The sequence below is a fragment of the Kitasatospora phosalacinea genome (assembly GCF_000716545.1).
GTDB lineage: Bacteria > Actinomycetota > Actinomycetes > Streptomycetales > Streptomycetaceae > Kitasatospora > Kitasatospora phosalacinea.
The window spans coordinates 23516-40861 of sequence record NZ_JNWZ01000066.1; the positions used below are offsets into that span (position 1 = coordinate 23516).

General features: G+C 72.1%; 13 protein-coding genes and 1 pseudogene. 6 read left to right on the plus strand and 8 right to left on the minus strand.

Going from position 1 to position 17346, the window contains the following annotated elements; translation table 11 throughout:
• Positions 1-110 precede the first annotated feature (110 nt).
• Positions 111-473 (plus strand): LppU/SCO3897 family protein, encoded by a 363-nt coding sequence (locus tag OO48_RS40240; protein WP_245194822.1) that lies wholly within the window; start codon positions 111-113, stop codon positions 471-473.
• A gap of 378 nt (positions 474-851) precedes the next feature.
• Here OO48_RS40240 and OO48_RS27220 read toward each other — a convergent pair whose 3' ends face one another.
• From OO48_RS27220 to OO48_RS27235, 5 genes are read right to left on the minus strand one after another with little or no spacing between them, the layout of a single operon-like run.
• A complete protein-coding gene (locus tag OO48_RS27220; protein WP_033220936.1) occupies positions 852-1745 on the minus strand; it encodes an ABC transporter ATP-binding protein in 894 nt (297 codons plus the stop codon).
• Positions 1742-2689 carry an ABC transporter ATP-binding protein gene (locus OO48_RS35460; protein WP_081952424.1) on the minus strand — a complete coding sequence of 316 codons (948 nt, stop codon included), beginning with the start codon at positions 2687-2689 and terminating at the stop codon, positions 1742-1744. The genes OO48_RS27220 and OO48_RS35460 overlap by 4 nt, the downstream gene beginning before the upstream one ends.
• On the minus strand, positions 2686-3684 hold the full coding sequence (locus OO48_RS35465; protein WP_245194823.1) for an ABC transporter permease: 999 nt from the start codon (positions 3682-3684) through the stop codon (positions 2686-2688). The genes OO48_RS35460 and OO48_RS35465 overlap by 4 nt, the downstream gene beginning before the upstream one ends.
• A gap of 16 nt (positions 3685-3700) precedes the next feature.
• Complete coding sequence (locus tag OO48_RS27230; protein WP_033220938.1) at positions 3701-4690, minus strand: ABC transporter permease; 990 nt, start codon at positions 4688-4690, stop codon at positions 3701-3703.
• Positions 4691-4747: 57 nt separating this feature from the next.
• Positions 4748-6391 carry an ABC transporter substrate-binding protein gene (locus tag OO48_RS27235; protein WP_033220940.1) on the minus strand — a complete coding sequence of 548 codons (1644 nt, stop codon included), beginning with the start codon at positions 6389-6391 and terminating at the stop codon, positions 4748-4750.
• Positions 6392-6709: 318 nt separating this feature from the next.
• Between OO48_RS27235 and OO48_RS27240 the strand changes: the two genes are divergently transcribed.
• From OO48_RS27240 to OO48_RS27255, 4 genes are all read left to right on the plus strand, one after another.
• The gene (locus OO48_RS27240) at positions 6710-8008 is read left to right on the plus strand and encodes an ROK family transcriptional regulator (protein WP_051732906.1); all 1299 of its coding nucleotides are present in this window, start codon (positions 6710-6712) and stop codon (positions 8006-8008) included.
• Between the two features lie 326 nt (positions 8009-8334).
• Entirely contained in the window at positions 8335-9312 is a 978-nt protein-coding gene (locus OO48_RS27245; protein ID WP_033220942.1) for an ROK family protein, read from the plus strand.
• A gap of 226 nt (positions 9313-9538) precedes the next feature.
• Positions 9539-11599: a glycosyl hydrolase gene (locus OO48_RS27250; protein ID WP_051732908.1), complete on the plus strand. Its 2061-nt coding sequence runs from the start codon at positions 9539-9541 to the stop codon at positions 11597-11599.
• A gap of 393 nt (positions 11600-11992) precedes the next feature.
• Positions 11993-13414, plus strand: a complete 1422-nt coding sequence (locus tag OO48_RS27255; RefSeq protein WP_209439546.1) for a glycosyl hydrolase — start codon at positions 11993-11995, stop codon at positions 13412-13414.
• A gap of 416 nt (positions 13415-13830) precedes the next feature.
• On the opposite strand, the pseudogene OO48_RS40245 reads toward OO48_RS27255, so the two are convergent.
• From OO48_RS40245 to OO48_RS27270, 3 genes and pseudogenes are all read right to left on the minus strand, one after another.
• Positions 13831-14241, minus strand: a pseudogene (locus OO48_RS40245) (VOC family protein); the annotation flags it as partial.
• A gap of 117 nt (positions 14242-14358) precedes the next feature.
• Positions 14359-14760, minus strand: a complete 402-nt coding sequence (locus tag OO48_RS27265) for a nuclear transport factor 2 family protein (protein WP_033220946.1) — start codon at positions 14758-14760, stop codon at positions 14359-14361.
• A 100-nt stretch (positions 14761-14860) separates the two neighbouring features.
• Entirely contained in the window at positions 14861-16123 is a 1263-nt protein-coding gene (locus tag OO48_RS27270; RefSeq protein WP_033220948.1) for an MFS transporter, read from the minus strand.
• Between the two features lie 48 nt (positions 16124-16171).
• Here OO48_RS27270 and OO48_RS27275 point away from each other — a divergent pair, with 48 nt between their 5' ends.
• Positions 16172-17257, plus strand: coding sequence for an integrase core domain-containing protein (locus OO48_RS27275; RefSeq protein ID WP_033220949.1), 1086 nt, complete (start codon positions 16172-16174; stop codon positions 17255-17257).
• Positions 17258-17346 lie beyond the last annotated feature (89 nt).

The window sequence follows — 17346 nt, forward strand, 5'->3', positions numbered from 1 at the left end:
ATGGTCAGCCGCCCGTGTCCGGGTCGCAGCCGCACGCGCCGTACGTCCAGCAGCCCGCGCCCGGACCACGCCCGCCGGCCGGTCCGTCGGCGCCGCGGCGCCGGAGCCCGGTGCAGGCGTTGCTGTCCGCCGGCATCGTGCTGGCGGTCTTCGGTGGCGGTGCCTGGTACGTGTGGGACTACAACACGAGCCCCACCGGCGGAAAGGCCAAGGCGGAGGCGTCGCAGTCCGCGCGGGCGGCCGAGGCCAAGACGCACGATCCGGAGATCGGGGACTGCGTCAAGGTCGCCGATCCGGAGGGGCATCCGGTGCCGACCGTCGTGGACTGCGCCTCTCCCGAGGCCGAGTACAAGATGGCGGACCAACTGCTCGGTGAGGACAAGCACTGCGGCGAGAAGTTCGACTACGGCATCCGGTACGTCTCCAGCCGCAGGATCGACTCCACGCTCTGCTTCACCAAGATCCGCCACTGAGGCCGCCGCGGGCCTGAGCCCGAAGCGCCGCCCCGGCCCCGGCCCCGGCTACCGGAACGTGCGGTGCCGCCGCCGGGCGCAGGCGCGGCGGTACAGGGGGTACGCCGTGCGGTGGTGGGCGGCGAGGCAGACTTCGCTGAGCCAGGTCATGAGTGGTGCACCCGACCCCGTACGGACCGGAGCGCTCGGAGCAGTACGCCGACAGGACGTGCCGAAGTGCCGCGGAGGGGGTTCCTCCGCGGCACTTGGGGTGGGCCGGGGCAGTGTTGCGCCGCTGCCCCGGCCCGGTTCTCCGCCCCGCCGGGGTCCGGTCCGACGGGGCGGGGAACGGTCCGGGGCCCGGGCCGGTGCGGGCCGGGCCGGTGTTCGGCCGTGCTGTCAGGCGGCGGCGGGCTGGTCGGCGTCGATGTCGATCCACCGTCCGGCGTCGTGGTCGTAGGTGAGGTGGTCGCGGTCGGTGGCGGCCTTGGGTTCCGGCTCCGCCGAGCGCAGGCGTCCGCGCAGTTCGGGGTTGGGGGCGGCGGCGGCCAGGGTCCGGGTGTAGGGGTGGTGGGGATCGAGGATGACCGCGTCGGCGGGGCCGCGCTCGACGATCCGGCCGCGGTTCATGACCAGGATGTCGTCGGAGAAGTGGCGTGCGGTGGCGAGGTCGTGGGTGATGTAGAGGACGGCGAGGCGGTCCTCCTGCTGCAGGCGGGCCAGCAGGTTGAGGACGCCGAGCCGGCTGGAGACGTCCAGCATGGAGACGGGTTCGTCGGCGACGATCACCTGGGCGCCGGGGGCCAGGGCCCGGGCGATGGCGACGCGCTGGCGCTGGCCGCCGGAGAGTTCGTGCGGGCGGCGGTCCATCAGCGCGGTGGGGAGGTTGACCCGTTCCAGCAGTTGGGCCGCCTGTTCGCGGACCTCCTCGCGCCCCTCGGCCCGGCCGTGCAGCAGCAGGGGGCGGGCCAGGTGGTGCTCGATGCTGTGGAACGGGTTGAGGGAGGCGAACGGGTCCTGGAAGACCATCTGCACGTGGTCGCGGTAGGCGCGGTCGCGGACCGGTTCGCCGTCCGGGCCGAGGGCCGTGATGGTGCCGGAGGTGGGCTTCTCCAGCCGGGCGATCATGCGGGCGACGGTGGACTTGCCCGAGCCGGAGGCTCCGACGACGGCGACGGTGCGCCCCGGCACCAGGGTGAACGTGACCTTGTGCACGGCCCGCAGGGTGCTGCGGCGCAGCCCGGAGCGGAGGGTGAACTCCTTGACGAGGTCGCGTACTTCGAGTGTGGTCATCGGGTGCTCCCGGCGGGACGGGCCTGGTCGTGGGGAGCCGGGCCGGCGGCGGGCGGGCTGGCCGGGCCGGTGGCGCGGAGGAAGGCGCCGCGCTCGCCGGTGAGGCTCGGGAAGGACTCCAGCAGTTGCCGCGTGTAGGGGTGGCGCGGGTGCCGGTAGAGGGTCTCGGCGGTGTCGTACTCGACGATCTCGCCGCGCAGCATCACGGCGATGCGGTCGCTCAGTTCGAGCAGCAGCGGCAGGTCGTGGGTGATGAAGACGACGGCGAAGCCGAGTTCGTCGCGCAGCCGCAGGATCTCCCGCAGGATGCCGCGCTGGACCAGGACGTCGAGCGCGGTGGTGGGCTCGTCCATGATCATGACTTGCGGGTCGAGCAGCAGTGCCATCGCGATCATCACGCGCTGGCGCATGCCGCCGGACAGTTCGTGCGGGTAGGAGTGCATGCGGCCCGGTTCGACGCCGACGAGGTCGAGGACCTCGGCGCAGCGCGCCCTGCGCTGCTGCTTGGACATCCCGGGGCGGTGGGTGGTGAGCACGTCCTCCAGTTGCGCCCGCACGGTGGTGACCGGGTTGAGGGCGTTCATGGCGCCCTGGAAGACCATGGAGAGCTTCGACCAGCGGAAGCGGCGCAGCTCCTCGTCGCGCAGGGCGAGCAGGTCCAGGTCGTGCCCGTCGCGGTCGTGGAAGGTGACGGTTCCGGAGCTGACCTCGGCGGGCCATTCGTGGAGCCGGTTGACGGCGTAGGCGAGGGTGCTCTTGCCGCAGCCGGACTCGCCGGCCAGGCCGAGGATCTCGCCGCGGTGCAGGGTCAGGGAGACGTCCTTGACGGCGTGCACGGTCCGGTCGCCGCGGTAGACGACGTTGAGGTCGCGGACGGTGAGCACCGGTCGGGCCGCGTCGGGGGCGGGCGGCGCGGTGCGCGGCGGCGGGTTGTGGGTGGTCATGCGGCGGTGCTCCTGACGGCGTGGTTCGGGCTGCGGTCCGCCTTCTCGGGGGTGTTGCGTCGGCGGCCGGGCCTGCGCAGCCGGGGGTTGATGATCTCGTCGAGGCTGAGGTTGACCAGGGCGAGTCCGCAGCCGAGGGCGGCGATGATCAGGCCGGGCGGGACGAACCACCACCAGGCGTCGCGCTGGAGGGCGAAGCCGTTCTGGGCGAAGTACAGCATGGTGCCGAGCGTGGAGGAGTTGGAGGCGCCCAGGCCGAGGAAGGACAGGCCCGCTTCGCTGAGGATGGCCGCGACCACCGAGAAGACGAACTGGGAGGCGAGGACGGGCAGCAGGTTGGGCAGGATCTCCACGCAGATCACCCGCCAGGGCTTCTCGCCCGCGACCTTGGCCGCGGCGACGTAGTCGCGGTTGCGCACCGAGAGGGTCTGGGCGCGCAGGACGCGGGCGGCCGACGCCCAGCCGGTGAGGGCGAGGACGAGGACCACGGTCCAGGAGCCGCGCTGTTCGGCGGGGACGAAGCCGGAGATGACGATGACCAGCGGCAGGCCGGGAATGACCAGCATGACGTTGGACAGGAGCGAGAACGCCTCGTCGACGAGACCGCCGGCGTAGCCGCCGACCACGCCGACCAGGGCGGACAGGGCGGTGGCCAGGACGCCGACGAACAGGCCGATCTGCAGTGAGCCGCGGGTGGCGCGGGTGAGCTGGTCGAGGACGTCCTGGCCGGTCTGGGTGGTGCCGAGCCAGTGGTCGCCGCTGGGGCCGGTCAGCCCGATGTTGCGGATGGTGTTGGGGTCGCCGGCCAGCAGCGGGCCCAGCAGGCCGAACAGGGCGACGGCGGCCACCAGGCCGAGGCCGATGGCGAGTTTCGGCGTCCACGTCGGGAGCACGGCCCGCCATCCGGTGCGTCGGCCGGAGGGGGGCGCGGTGGTGCCCGGTGCGCCGGGCGGCAGGTCCGCCAGGCCGTCGGGCAGGGGGAGTTGGGTCGTCACGGGTGGTTCCTTCCGCTCAGTTGCCCGCTCGGGTACGGGGGTCGATCAGCCCGTACAGGAGGTCCACGAGCAGGTTGGCACCCAGGACCGCGACGGTGATGACGAGGAAGATGCCCTGCATCAGCGCGTAGTCGTTGTTCTCCACGGCCTGCAGGAGGCGGCCGCCGATGCCGGGGTAGGAGAAGACCTGCTCGGTCATGACCGAGCCGGACACCACGAACCCGAGGGAGGTGGCGAAGCCCGCGACGGAGGGGAGGGCCGCGTTGCGGGCGGCGTAGCGGATCATGACGCGGCGGTTGCGCAGGCCCTTGGCCCGGGCGGTGAGGATGTAGTCCTCGGCTGCGGTGGAGACCATCATGTTGCGCATGCCCAGCAGCCAGCCGCCGACGGAGGAGATCACGATGGTCAGCGCGGGCAGGATGCCGTGCTGGACGGCGGAGGAGACGAAGTCCCAGTTCCATCCGATGTCGTAGGTGACGTCGTAGCCGCCGAGGAGCGGGAACCAGTTCAGGGTGGAGGACAGCAGGGCGGCGAGGATCAGGGCCAGCCAGAAGTAGGGCACGGCCGCCAGCACGGTGGTGCCGGGGATGATCGAGTCGAGCCAGGAGCCGCGCTTCCAGCCGACCAGGGCCCCGAGGGTGAGGCCGAGGACGAAGGAGATCAGCGTCGCGAGTCCGACCAGGGCGATGGTCCAGGGCAGGGACTGCCCGATCACGTCGGACACCTTGGCCGGGTAGGCGCTGACCGAGATCCCGAAGTCCCCGTGCAGCAGGTTGTTCAGGTAGGACAGGTACTGCTGGGCGAGCGAGTCGCTGTGGTCGGCTCCGAGGAGGAGCTCGTACGATCTGCGCACCGATGGACCGACGGTACCGCCGCGCTGCTGCAGCTTCGCCATCAGGATGTCCACCGGGTTGCCCGGCATCATCCGGGGGATGAAGAAGTTGAGTGTGACGGCCGCCCACAGGGCGACGAGATAGAAACCGGTCTTGCGGGCGTAGTACCTCATCGGCTGCTACCGATCATGTTGCGCTCCTCCTCGACAGCGTGTTCACTTCCCTGCGCCTCACTTGGCGGGCTTGAGGTGCAGGAAGATCTCGGAGTTGTCGGGCCGGCCCCAGACGGCGGGGAACGCGTAGAGGTTGTCCTGGGTGGGCCATCCGGTGAACTTGCCGGTGTTGAACTCGCTGGTGGTGCCGCCGGTGAGCAGCGGGATGTAGGGCATCGACTTCTCGATCTCGGCCTGGATCGTGTCGTAGTAGGGCTGCCGGGCCGCGGTGTCCTCGGGGTCGATGACCTTGAGGGCGTCCAGGGCGGCGTCGACGTCGGCGTTCTTGAACCGGGCGAAGTTGGGGTTGGCGGCCTCGCCGACGGGGGCGGTGGTCTTGGAGGAGAAGAAGTAGCTGTACGGGTAGTAGGGGTCGGGGGCCGGGCCCTGCGACAGGGAGTCGATGAGCAGTTCGTACTGGCCGCGGCCGCGCGCGTCCGACCACTCGTTCCACGACACCTGCTGGACGGTCAGCTTGATGCCGGCCTTCTTGAGCTGTTCGCCGATGGTGGTGACCGCGGTGATGTAGTCGGTCCATCCGGAGACGACCTTGACGGTGAGGGTGAGCTTCTCGCCGTTCTTGGCGTAGACGCCGTCGGATCCCTTGGTGTAGCCGGCCTCCTCCAGCAGTCGGCTCGCCTTGTCGGCCTGCGGGTCCATCGGGGCGACCTGGTCGGTGAGCTTGGAGGACAGCAGCGCCTTGTCGCGCGCGACCAGGGCGTAGCCGGGCGAGATCTCGCTGGCGGTGTTCTCGAAGGCCAGCGCGTTGAGCTGGGTGCGGTCGATGGCGTAGTAGATCGCCTTGCGCACCGCCGGGTCGGTCTGCGGTCCGGTGCAGCCGAGTTCGGCGTTGGAGCAGGTGAACAGCGCGGCCTGGTTCATGGGCACGGTGATGGCCTGGTAGCCGGGGTAGTTCTTCGCGACGTCCTTGATGTCGGGGACCGGGCCCGTCTGCCAGTCGATCTGGCCAGCCTTCAGGGCGTCGGCGCCGGACTGGTTGCCGGAGAGCGCGACGAAGCGGATCTTCTTGAGCGCGGGGGCGCCCCCGTAGTAGTCGGGATTGGCCTCCAGGGTGAACGCCTGCGGCTTGAAGTCGGCGAGCTTGAACGGACCGGTGCCCACCGGGTTCTTCATGACGTCCTCGGAGGGCTTGGCGAGCGTCGACCAGATGTGCTTGGGCACGATCCAGAACCGGCCGAGGATCTGCGGGCCGTCGCTGAAGGACGGCTTGTCGAAGGCGATCTTCACGTGGGTCTCGTCGACCGCGGTGGCGGTGCCCGCGTACCCGGTGCTGTTCATCTCCGGGTTCTTGCGGATCATGTCGAGGGTGAAGACGACGTCGTCGGCGGTGAACTTCTGCCCGTCGGTCCACTTGGCGTCGGGGCGCAGCGTGACCGAGAGCTCGGTGCCCTCCTTGTTCCAGGAGTACTCCGTCCCCAGCCGCGGCGTGGGGTCGTCCTTGTGCGCGACGTTGTAGAAGAACAGCGGCTCGTACACCGTGCCGGGGCCGTCGATGACGGTCGGCGAGTAGGGGTTGAAGTTGATCTGGTAGTCGCCGCTCTGGCCGGTGTAGGCGATCAGCGTGTCGGAGTTGCCGCCGCCGGACTTGCTGCCGCCACCGCCGCATCCGGTCAGGACGAGACCGAGGGACAGCGCCCCCACGACGGTGAGGCGACGGGAGGCTCTGCGAAATCTGGACATGTCAGCCACTCTCTTGAGGCGGTGCGGGCCGGACGGCCGGGGGTTTCGGGGGGCGTCCGCAGAAGACGGAGCACGGTGATGTGGCAAGATTGTTAAGGTGGCGAATAAAGAAAGTCAACACTTCGACGCCACCGAGTTACCGGCACACCCGGCCCGGCACGCTCCCTCCGGGGAGCGGCGCCCACCGCGGTGGACCGGGCGTCACTGTCACTAAACTGGGCGGAGCCGGAGCATCCGGCCGAAAGCGCAGCGCCCGCACGGGCGCCGGGGAGGATCTTGATGGGCGGTCCGTCGAGGGACATGCCGCACGCGACCAGCCGTGCCGCCGTCCTGGACGTCATCAGGGCGGCGGGGACGATCAGCCGCGTCCGGCTGATCGAGGCCACCGGGTTCACCGGCGCCACGATCTCCACCGTGGTGCGGCGCCTGATCGACGACGGCCTGGTCACCGAGGTGGGACGTGCGGAGTCCACCGGTGGCAAACCCCGCACCCTGCTGGCCCTGAACGAGAGCTCCCGCTACGCCGTCGGCATCCACCTGGACCACTCCGGCATCACCTACGTGCTGACCGATCTCGGCGGCTCCGTGGTGGCCCGGATGTCGCGGGCCGGTGTGGGCACGGACGACCCGCCCGTGGTGGTGGCCCGGATGGCCGACGCCGTGCACAAGCTCGTCCAGGGCGTGGGCATCAGCCCCGACCTGGTCCTGGGGCTGGGCCTGGTGGCCCCCGGCCCGCTGACGCCCTCCAGCGGCATGCGGCTGACGCCGCCGACGATGCGCCACTGGGAGGAGTTCCCGCTGGACCAGGCGCTGGCCGAGGCCGTGGGCCTGCCCGTCATCCTGGAGAACGACGCCACCGCGGCCGCCCTCGGCGAGCACTGGTCGGGCGTCATGCGCGACGCCGCCAGCTTCGCGGCGCTCTACATCGGTACCGGCATCGGGTCGGGGCTGATGATCGACGGCGCCTCGTACCGCGGCGGGAGCGGCAACGCCGGCGAGATCGGGCACATCTGCCTGGACGCCAACGGCCCCGACTGCTGGTGCGGCGCCCGCGGGTGCACCGAGGCGCTGGCCGGCCCGGCCGCCGTGGTGACCCAGGCCCGGGCCGACGCGAACATCGCCCGCGCCGCCGGGCTGACCCAGGGCCCGGGCGGCCAACGCCCCTCGGTGGCAGCCGACTTCGACGCCGTCGCCCGGGCCGCCCGGCTCGGCGACACCGGCGCCCGCGACCTGCTGGAGACCTCCGCCCGCTGGCTCGCCCTGGCCGCCCGCACCCTCGCCAACATCATGGACCTCGAACACCTCGTGCTCACCGGCCCGAGCCTGGCCATCGCCGGGTCCTTCTACCTCCCCATCGTCCAGGAGGAACTCGACCGGGCCTTCTTCGCCCGCGCCGCCCACCCGGTACGGGTGCGGCTGTCGGCATCGCCCGCCACCGCTCCGGCGATCGGCGCGGCGACCATGATGCTGCGCGCCGAACTGGTACCCCTGCGGCAGAACGGCATCCCGCTCCCCGGCACCTACGGCGAGGCCGAGTCGACGGCCCCCGCCACCGCCCCGGCCCGCGCGGGCCGGTAGGCGCGCCCGCCGCACCGCACCGCTTCCGGCAGGCCACCCCGCCCGGAGAACTTTGTACGGTAGAAAAAGTTAGTCCCGCCGACCTCTTGCGGCCGGTGCTCCCGGCCTCCTAACGTCGGGGACACACGGACGGGAGCTCCGCCGCGAACCCCGGCGGGCGATGCGCCTCCCCTCCGTGCCTCTTGTCCCGGCCTCTCGTCCGGGCGCTCCCCCACCCTCGATCGGCACCCGGCCGGTGACCGCGCGCCCTCGCGCCCGCCCATCGGCCGAACCGTCCCTCGCGGAACCGGGAGCCCGGTGGGCCACCGCGGAAGGAAGCCAGCGGCATGTACGGAGCACTCGACGTCGGCGGTACGAAGATCGCCGGCGCGGTGGTGGACACGGACGGGAAGGTCCTGGTCCGCAGCGAGCGGCCGACGCCCGCCAGGGAGCCCGCGCCGGTGGTCATGGCCGCCGTCACGGCCGTGCTCGACGAGCTGGCCGCGCACGCCGCCTGGCGGAACGTCACCTGCCTGGGCGTCGGCAGCGCCGGGCCGGTGGACACCGCCGCCGGAACCGTCAGCCCGGTCAACATCCCCGGCTGGCGCGGCTTCCCCCTGGTGGCCGCGATCCGCGCCCACCCCGCCCTCGCGCCCGGCATCGAACCGGTCCTCGTCGGCGACGCGGTCGCGATGACCGCGGCCGAGCACTGGAAGGGCGCCGCCCGCGGCGCCGACAACGCCCTGTGCCTGGTGGTGTCCACCGGCGTGGGCGCCGGACTCGTCCTCGACGGACGCCTGCACCCCGGTCCCACCGGCAACGCCGGCCACCTCGGGCACATCAGCGTGGAACTGGACGGCGACCACTGCCCCTGTGGCTCCCGCGGGTGCGTGGAACTGCTGGCCGCCGGCCCGGCGATCGCCCGGTACGCGACCGCGGCCGGATGGCAGCCGCCCGCGGGCACGGAGGCGACCGCGGCCGCCGCAGCCGCCTCCGCCCGCGACGGCGACCCCGCCTCCCTCGCCGCGTTCGACCGCGCCGGACGCGCCCTGGCCGCCGGCATCGCCGCCACCGCCTCCCTCGTCGAACTGGACCTCGCGGTGATCGGCGGCGGGGTCTCCCAGGCCGGAGACCTCCTCTTCGCGCCACTGCGCCGGCACCTCGACACCTACGCCGCCCTGGACTTCACCAGGAACCTCCAGGTCGTCCCGGCCCGCCTCGCCCTGGACGCCGGCCTCATCGGAGCCGCCGCGGTCGCAGCCCTCCAGCACGGCGCGCCCGCCCCGGACACCGGACTGCGCCACCTGCACGGCGCCCCCGCCTGACCTCCGCCCCGACCGCCCCGACCTGATCCGCGACGGCACCGACCGCCCGGAGCGCACCCCGCGCGGCACCCCGCCCCCACCGACCCGGGACGGCCACCCGCCGCCCCGCCCCGCGCCCGCGCCCCCTGCTCACCGCCCGCGCCTGGCCAGGCCACCACACCGGACCGGCAGCTGCACCGCGCCCCGAGCAGGACGCCCGCGCCCCCACCCGGCACAGGAGAAGCACATGAGAACGCCACCCGGATCCACCGGACCGCGCCGCCGGCTGACCGCCGCGGCCACGGCCTGCGCCCTCGGCGTCGGCCTGCTCACCGCAACCGCAGCGAGCGCCGCAGCGGCCCCCGCGGACCACCGCCCCCCGTCGCGCACCGTGGACATCTCCGACCCCGACGCGACCGCGGAGACCCGCTCGCTGTTCTCCTACCTGCGGGACGGACACGACTCCGCCGTACTGTTCGGCCACCAGCAGACCACCGAGTTCGGCGTGACCTTCGCCAAGGCGGACGGCACCGCCTCCGACGTGCTCGCCGGTGTCGGCGACCACCCGGCGGTGTACGGCTGGGACATGAGCGACCAGGGCTACGGCTCCTCCCCCGGCACCCCCGAGGAGAAGTTCGACACCTACGTCGAACTGATCGAGGACGCCCACCGCACCGGCGGGATCAACACGATCAGCGCGCACATGAACAACTTCGTCACCGGCGGCAACTACGGCGACACCAACGGGAACGTGGTCCAGCGGATCCTGCCCGGCGGCGACCACAACGCCGACTTCACCGCCTACCTCGACCGCGTCGCACGCCTCGCCCACAGCATCACCGACGACGACGGCCACCCCATCCCGGTGGTCTTCCGCCCCTTCCACGAGAACAGCGGCTCCTGGTTCTGGTGGGGAGCAGCGCACGCCTCGCCCTCCCAGTACGTCGAACTGTGGCGCTACACCGTCGAGTACCTCCGCGACACCAAGGACGTCCACAACTTCCTCTACGCCTACTCGCCCGGCGGCGGCTACGGCGGCAGCGACGACGTCTACCTGCGCACCTACCCCGGTGACGACTACGTCGACGTCCTCGGCTACGACAACTACGACGGCACCGACGGCTCCCAGCAGTGGAGGAACGCCGTCGTCACCGACCTGGGCATGCTCGCCCGCATGGCCGAGGAACACGGCAAGGTCTCCGCCTTCACCGAGTTCGGCGAGAGCGGCGGCCTCAAGCCCAACGGCCACAACGGCGACCTCCAGTGGTACACCCAGCTCCTGGACGCCATCGCCGCGGACAAGGACGCCGCCCGCACCGCGTACATGATGACCTGGACGAACTTCAGCACCGACCAGTTCTTCGTCCCGTACCCGGCGCACGGCGACCTCCCGGACCACGAGCTCCTCGCCGACTTCCGCGCGTTCGCGGCCGACCCCCGCTCGCTGTTCAGCTCCGACCTGAACGCCCGGGACGTCTTCGGGCGACAGGTCCGCGCCGAACGGCACGCCCCGTCCGCCCACGCCGTCTCCCCCACCGACGGCCAGCGCATCACCACCCCCTCCACCACCGTCCGGGTCCGCGTCGCCGACGCCAAGCCGAAGCAGGTCTACTTCACGGTCGGCGACGACCCCACCCGGCACCCGCTGCGGCTCGACGCCGCCACCGGCTACTACACCGGCACCTGGGACATCGGCGCAGCGAACCTCGACAACACCATCACCACCCTCAAGGTCCGGGCCGACCTGCCCGGACACCGGACGCTCGCCGTCGACCACCGCGTCGCCCTCGGCGAGAAGCCCCCGCTGCCCGCTGGTGTCGTGGACGACTTCGAGGGCTACGTCGACGACACCGACCTGCGCTCCGCCTACAGCCCCTACGGCACCAACACCATCTCCCTGTCGCACGACCCCGTCGGCTCCGGCACGAGCGCACTGCGCTTCGACTACGACTTCGGCTTCCAGAACTACACCGGCATCGGACGGCGGCTCGACGGCGACTGGTCCGCCTTCACCGGCCTGTCGATGTGGCTCAAGCCGGACGGCTCCCGGCACAAGCTGGTCCTCCAGCTCGTCGCCGGCGGCATCGCCTACGAGGCGTACCCGTCCATGGCCGGCACCGAGGGCGGCACCCTGCGGATCCCGTTCTCCGACTTCCGCCCCGCCCCCTGGGACACCGCCCACGCCGACCGCCGCATCACCCCGCAGGACCTGGCCGACCTCTCCCAGTTCAACGTCTTCGTCAACCAGGCCGACACCGGCACCACCACCCGCGGCTCCTTCTACCTGGACGACCTGCGCGCCGGCTGAGCCACGGCACCGCCCCGGCACCACGGCCCGGTCCGGTCCGGCAAGGGCGAACACCCGCGTCCGCCGCAACAGGCCCCGTGGCGGGGCAGCACCCCACGAACGGCTGCCCCGCCACGGCCACCACGGATGCCACAACCGCCCCGGCCCCGTACCGCCCAGCACCCCACGCACCTCGTGACACCCGGCCGACCGGCCACGGCCCCGGCCGCGGACCCGAGCACCCACGGGCTCCCGCCGGCACCCCGGCCCCGCCGCTCGGCCACCCCGGACACCGGGCGCGGCCCCCTCGGGAGGAACGCCCCCCGACCCGCGCCCGGGCTGAAACCCGGCGCTCCGCCCCACGGCCGCGAGGCCGTCGGAGCACCGGTCACCCCCACCCCACGAGGAGGTACCGTGTCCACCCGTTCGGCCCTCTCCGCCAGACGACGGCGCGCACCGCGGCAAGCCGCCGTACTCGCGCTCCTGACGTCACTGGTCGCCGCCCTGCTCGGCGTCCTGGCCTCCCCCGCCACCGCGGCGTCCGCACCGATGGTCGGCGTCGGCTCCGGCCGCTGCCTCGACGTCACCGGCAACACCGACTCCCCCGGCACTCCCCTGGAGATCTGGGACTGCAACGACCAGGGCAACCAGTCGTTCGAGCCCACCGCCGCCGGCGAACTGCGGACCCTCGACGGCACCCGGTGCGTCGACACGGACAACAAGCGGAGCGTCACCGGCACCAAGCTCGTGATCCAGCCCTGCGACGGCACCGCGAGCCAGAAGTGGCAGCTGAACACCGACGGCTCCCTGACCGGCACCCAGTCGGGGTACTGCGCGGACGTGTACGGGGCCGGCACCGCCAACGGCACCGGCGTCGTGCTGTGGTACTGCAACTCCCAGACCAACCAGCGCTGGACGACCACCGCCACCCCCACCTCGCCGCCCGGCGGCACGTGCACCGCCACCCCGGTCGACCCGCAGGCCACCACCCAGGCCCGCAACCTGCTGTGCTACCTCTACTCCCAGTACGGCCAGCACATCGTCTCCGGCCAGCAGGAGACCAACGGCAGCGAGAACGAGATCGACTACATCCACACCAACACCGGCAAGTACCCGGCCATCCGCGGCATGGACATGTGCGACCGCCCCGGCTCCATCACCCGCGCCGCCGCCTGGTGGAACGCCGGCGGCATCCCCCTGCTGCGCTGGCACGTGGGCGCCCCCGCGACCGGCTACTGCAACTACGGCGGCACCGCCTCCATCACCAACACCCTCACCCCCGGCACCGCCGAATACACCTCCTACACCGGTGAACTCGACCAGGCCGCGGCTGCCCTCCTCGACCTCCAGGCCCAGGACGTCGCGGTCATCTGGGCCCCCTACCACGAGGCCGGCGGCACCTGGTTCTGGTGGAGCAAGGAGGGCGCCGACCCGTACAAGAAGCTCTTCGCCTTCCAGTTCGACTACCTGACCAAGACCAAGGGCGTGCACAACCTGGTCTGGATGATGCCCTACAACGGCGACCCCCAGGCGTCGTTCTACCCGGGCAAGGGCTACACCGACATCGGCGGCGCGGACACCTACGTCAGCGACCGGGGCCCGCTGACCTCGCTGTTCAACGCCACCAAGAGCATCGTCGGCCCCACCGTCCCGATCGCCCTCCACGAGAACTCCGCCGTCCCCGACCCCGCCCAACTCCAGTCGTCCCGCACCCCCTGGGTCCTCTTCAACACCTGGAACGGCAGCTTCATCACCGGCCAGGACCCCACCTACCTCAACACCGTCTACAACAGCGCCTACGTCGTCACCCGCGACGAAGTCCCCGACCTGAAGTGACCCGCCCCACCGGTCGGCCGGCACCCACGTGCCAGCCGACCGGCCGTGGACGTCCCCTCACGCAGCGGACGTCGGCGCACGATGCGCCGCAGCGGCTTCAAGGACGCAGCCGAGGCCGAGGCGCCGCTTCGACGCCCCCTGTCCGATCCGGACCGCAGCGGTGCGCTCGACACGATTCGCAGCGGCGTGCCACCGGGACAGGCATCGACGAGTTCACGTGCCGCCTCGTTCGATCGAACCAGTGCCGTGGAGCAGACAGCGGTGCCACTCCCCGGCCTGCTCGCTGTCCGCACGCAGGAGGCCGCGTTCTGCTTCACGGGCATGGCGACGTGGGGCTCGGCCGTGGTCGAGGCCGCCCGCGCCTTCCGGGGGAGGTACGGGACGGAGCCGCCGGACGGGGCCGAGGCGTCCGGCTCGTTCTCGGGTGTGACGACCTCCAGCTCCACCGTGTTCCACGGAGTGTGCCGCGGCCCTTTCGTGCACCCGGGCAGCAACGCGGCACAGGCCTGCGCGATCTCGTCGACCTGGCTCAGCACGCACGCGAAGCCAATGCTCACGGTGGAGGGTTCGGCGGGGGTCTCGCCCGGGACGAGCAGGGCGTCCTGGAACGCCCACCGCCGGACGTGCGTGAGCCGTCCCGGGATCGTGAACAGGTCGATGAACCCGAGCCCCCGGGTCCAGAACTCCACGGACGTCGCGAGGTCGGACGTCGGCACGGTCACGAACATCGGCATGCCGTAAATGCCCCGGTAGACCTCGGGCGGCTGCGCGTCGAGCGCGGGCGCGGGGACGGGGCTGATCTCGAATGCGTTGTAGTGCTCGGTCATGTGCCCATGCTGGAACATGACGCAACGTCAGGGTCAAGTGCCGGTTGGACGGCGGACGGCCGACGCGGGCCGGGAGAGCCTCGGCTCCCCCGGCCCGCGCCGGACGGAACCGCGGGATCAGCCGGCCAGCTGGGCCTGGAAGACGGCGATGTTGAAGTACGCCTTGGCCTCCCGGATGAGGCCGGCCTCGTCCAGCTCGTAGACGTTGATGCCGGACCAGTTGACCGGCCTGCCGTCCAGGGCGACGGCGGCCCCGCGCCAGGAGACGGCGACCTGGTTGCCGATGGTGTGGGCCTCGGTGGGGGTCAGCCCGAGGAAGGGCCGGAAGCCGGGCAGCACGGAGGCGATGAAGTCGCGGATCGCGGCGCGCCCGACGATCGGCGGGGCGCCGACCGGGTCGTGGAAGACCCCGTCCTCGGCGAACGCGTTCGCCCAGGCGTCGGCATCGCCTTCCTGGGAGGCGCGGAAGAACCGCAGGACGGCGGGTGGCATGGCCGGGAACGTCATCGGGAACGTCATGAAGATCCTTCGCGTCGATCGGTGGTCGGGTGTTCGGTTCGTTGGGTCTGCGACGTCGGGCCCGGCGGCGGGGGTGCCCGCGCCGGCGTCCGGCGGCCGTTCACCGCGGTGGGCCCGCGTACGACGCGAGGGGCTCCGCGGAGGGCGACTCCTCGCGTCCCCGGCGGCACCGGCCGTCGGCGAGCCGTGCGGTCAGGGCGAGGGCGGCGGCGAGGGCGATGAGGGCGCACACCCCGGTCCAGCCCAGCAGGGCGTAGGCGCGGATGGCGAGCCAGGATCCGGCGCTGCCGCCGAGGAACGAGCACGTCATGTAGGCGGTGTTGAGTCGGCTGCGGGCCTCGGGCCGCAGCGCGAAGATGCGGGCCTGATTGGCGACCTGGCTGCACTGCACCGCCACGTCGAGCAGCAGGAGCCCCAGGCCCACGGCCGCCAGTCCGGTGGCCCCGCCCGCGACACCGGCGCCCAGTGCCACCGCGGCGGCGAGGACGCCCCAGGCGCACCAGGTGTTCACGCGGTCCGCGCCGCGCCGGTCCACCCAGCGTCCGGCGGCGGGAGCGCAGCACATGCTGGCCGCGCCGATCAGCGCCAGGACGCCGACGGCTTGGGCGTCCATGCGGTAGTGCGGGCCGGTGAGCAGCAGGGCGAGCGCCGTCCAGGCGGCGCTGAAGGCGCCGAAGAGGGTGGACTGGTAGAGCGCGGAGCGGCGCAGGTCCGGCTCGGTGCGCAGCATCCGCACGGCGTCCGCCAGGAGAACCGGGTACCGGTCGCGGGTGGCGGACGCAGTGGCGGGCAGCGCCAGTCCGAGGACGACGGCGAGCAGTCCGGTCAGCGCGGCGGCAGCCAGGTAGGGGGCGCGCCAGCCGAGGTGTTCGCCCAGCACGCCGCCGAAGGTGCGGGCCAGCAGGATTCCGCCGATCAGGCCGCCCTGGAGGGTGCCGATCACCGAGCCGCGCCGGTCCGGGGCGACCAGGCCCGCGGCCATCGGCAGGAGCAGCTGCGGGACCACCGTGGTCAGGCCGACCGCGACGCCGGCGGCCATCAACGGCGCGGCGGCCGGGGCGAGCCCGGCGGCCAGCAGCGCGCAGGCGGTCACCACCAGCAGGACGGTGATCAGCGGGCGGCGCGGGAGCCGGTCGCCGAGCGGGACGAGCAGGAAGATTCCGACGGCGTAGCCGAACTGGGTCACCGTGGCCACGCCGGCCGCGGCGGACGGCGTGATGCCCAACCCGTCGGCGATGAGCGGGGTGAGGGCCTGGGGGAAGTAGACGTTCGCCACGCTGACGCCGCACGCCAGCGCCATCACCAGCGGCAGCCGCGGGCCCGGCCCCGCAGGACCGGGCGGGTGTCGGGCTCGGAAAGTCATCGCCGCAGGTGGCAGGTATAGAGCGACCTCGGCTGGCAGCATGTCCGGGTGATCGTTTCGACGCTGTACAAGGTCACCCGGAAGCTGCTGTCCATCCCCAAAGTGCTGCTACGCCGCGACACTGCCAAGGACGCGGAGTTGCTCGTGCTCAGGCACGAGAACGCGGTGCTGCGTCGCCACCTCGCCGGCCCGGTCCGCTATGAACCGGAGGATCGGTTCTGGCTGGCAGCGCTGTCCAGCCTGATACCCCGTCACCGGTGGCGGGCAGTTTTCCCGGTCACTCCCGGCACGCTGCTGGCCTGGCACCGCCGACTCATCGCGGCGAAGTGGGACTACAGTGCGCGGCGCGCCCGGACCGGGCGGCCGCCGACCAGAGCGGCACTCAAGAACCTGATTCTGCGACTGGCACGGGAAAATGCAGGGTGGGGCCACAGGCGGATCCAGGGCGAGCTCGCCCGCCTCGGGCACCCGATCGCCGCATCCACGGTGTGGGAGATCCTCCACGCCGCGGGCATCGACCCGGCCCCGCGCCGCACCGGCCCAACCTGGCGCGAGTTCCTCACGACCCAGGCCGAGGGCATCATCGCCGTCGACTTCTTCCATCTCGACACGATCCTCGGACAGCGCCTGTACGCGCTGGCGTTCCTCGAACACGGCACCCGTCAGCTACACATCGCCGACGTCACCGCCCACCCCACCCGGGAGTGGGCGGTGCAGCAAGCCCGGAACGTGACCGCCGACCTCGGCCGACGCGCGGAGTCCCTGCAGTTCCTGCTGCGTGACCGCGACGGCAAGTACGGGCAGTCCTTCGACGCCGTCTTCGAGGCCGAGGACATGGAGATCCTCAAGAGCGCGCCGCGGGCCCCTCGGATGAACGCCCACTGCGAGCGGGTGATCGGGAGCATCCGACGTGAGGCCCTGGACCATGTCCTCATCATGAACGAGGCCCACGCCCGGCACGTCCTGGCCGCCTACCAGCAGCACTACAACGAACACCGACCGCACCGGGCCCGCAACCAGCTACCGCCCGGGGTCCACGAGCAGCCCACTACCGCGCACGAGCTCGAAGGCCACAACCTCCTGCGCACCCGCGTCCTCGGCGGTGTCATCAACGAGTACCGCTATGCGGCTTGACCTGCAGCGACGACTTTCCGAGCCCCACACGGCACCGCGGTCCCCGGCTGGTCCCTGGCAAGATCGCCCGAAGCATGGCAGGGGCAGGT

Excerpts from the sequence above, each read along its gene's own strand:
- OO48_RS27240 (WP_051732906.1), top strand. The coding sequence starts at position 6,710 with ATGGGCGGTCCGTCGAGGGACATGCCGCACGCGACCAGCCGTGCCGCC.
- OO48_RS35460 (WP_081952424.1), bottom strand. The coding sequence starts at position 2,689 with ATGACCACCCACAACCCGCCGCCGCGCACCGCGCCGCCCGCCCCCGAC.
- OO48_RS27220 (WP_033220936.1), bottom strand. The coding sequence starts at position 1,745 with ATGACCACACTCGAAGTACGCGACCTCGTCAAGGAGTTCACCCTCCGC.
- OO48_RS27250 (WP_051732908.1), top strand. The coding sequence starts at position 9,539 with ATGAGAACGCCACCCGGATCCACCGGACCGCGCCGCCGGCTGACCGCC.
- OO48_RS27270 (WP_033220948.1), bottom strand. The coding sequence starts at position 16,123 with ATGACTTTCCGAGCCCGACACCCGCCCGGTCCTGCGGGGCCGGGCCCG.
- OO48_RS27245 (WP_033220942.1), top strand. The coding sequence starts at position 8,335 with ATGTACGGAGCACTCGACGTCGGCGGTACGAAGATCGCCGGCGCGGTG.
- OO48_RS27230 (WP_033220938.1), bottom strand. The coding sequence starts at position 4,690 with ATGAGGTACTACGCCCGCAAGACCGGTTTCTATCTCGTCGCCCTGTGG.
- OO48_RS27265 (WP_033220946.1), bottom strand. The coding sequence starts at position 14,760 with ATGACGTTCCCGATGACGTTCCCGGCCATGCCACCCGCCGTCCTGCGG.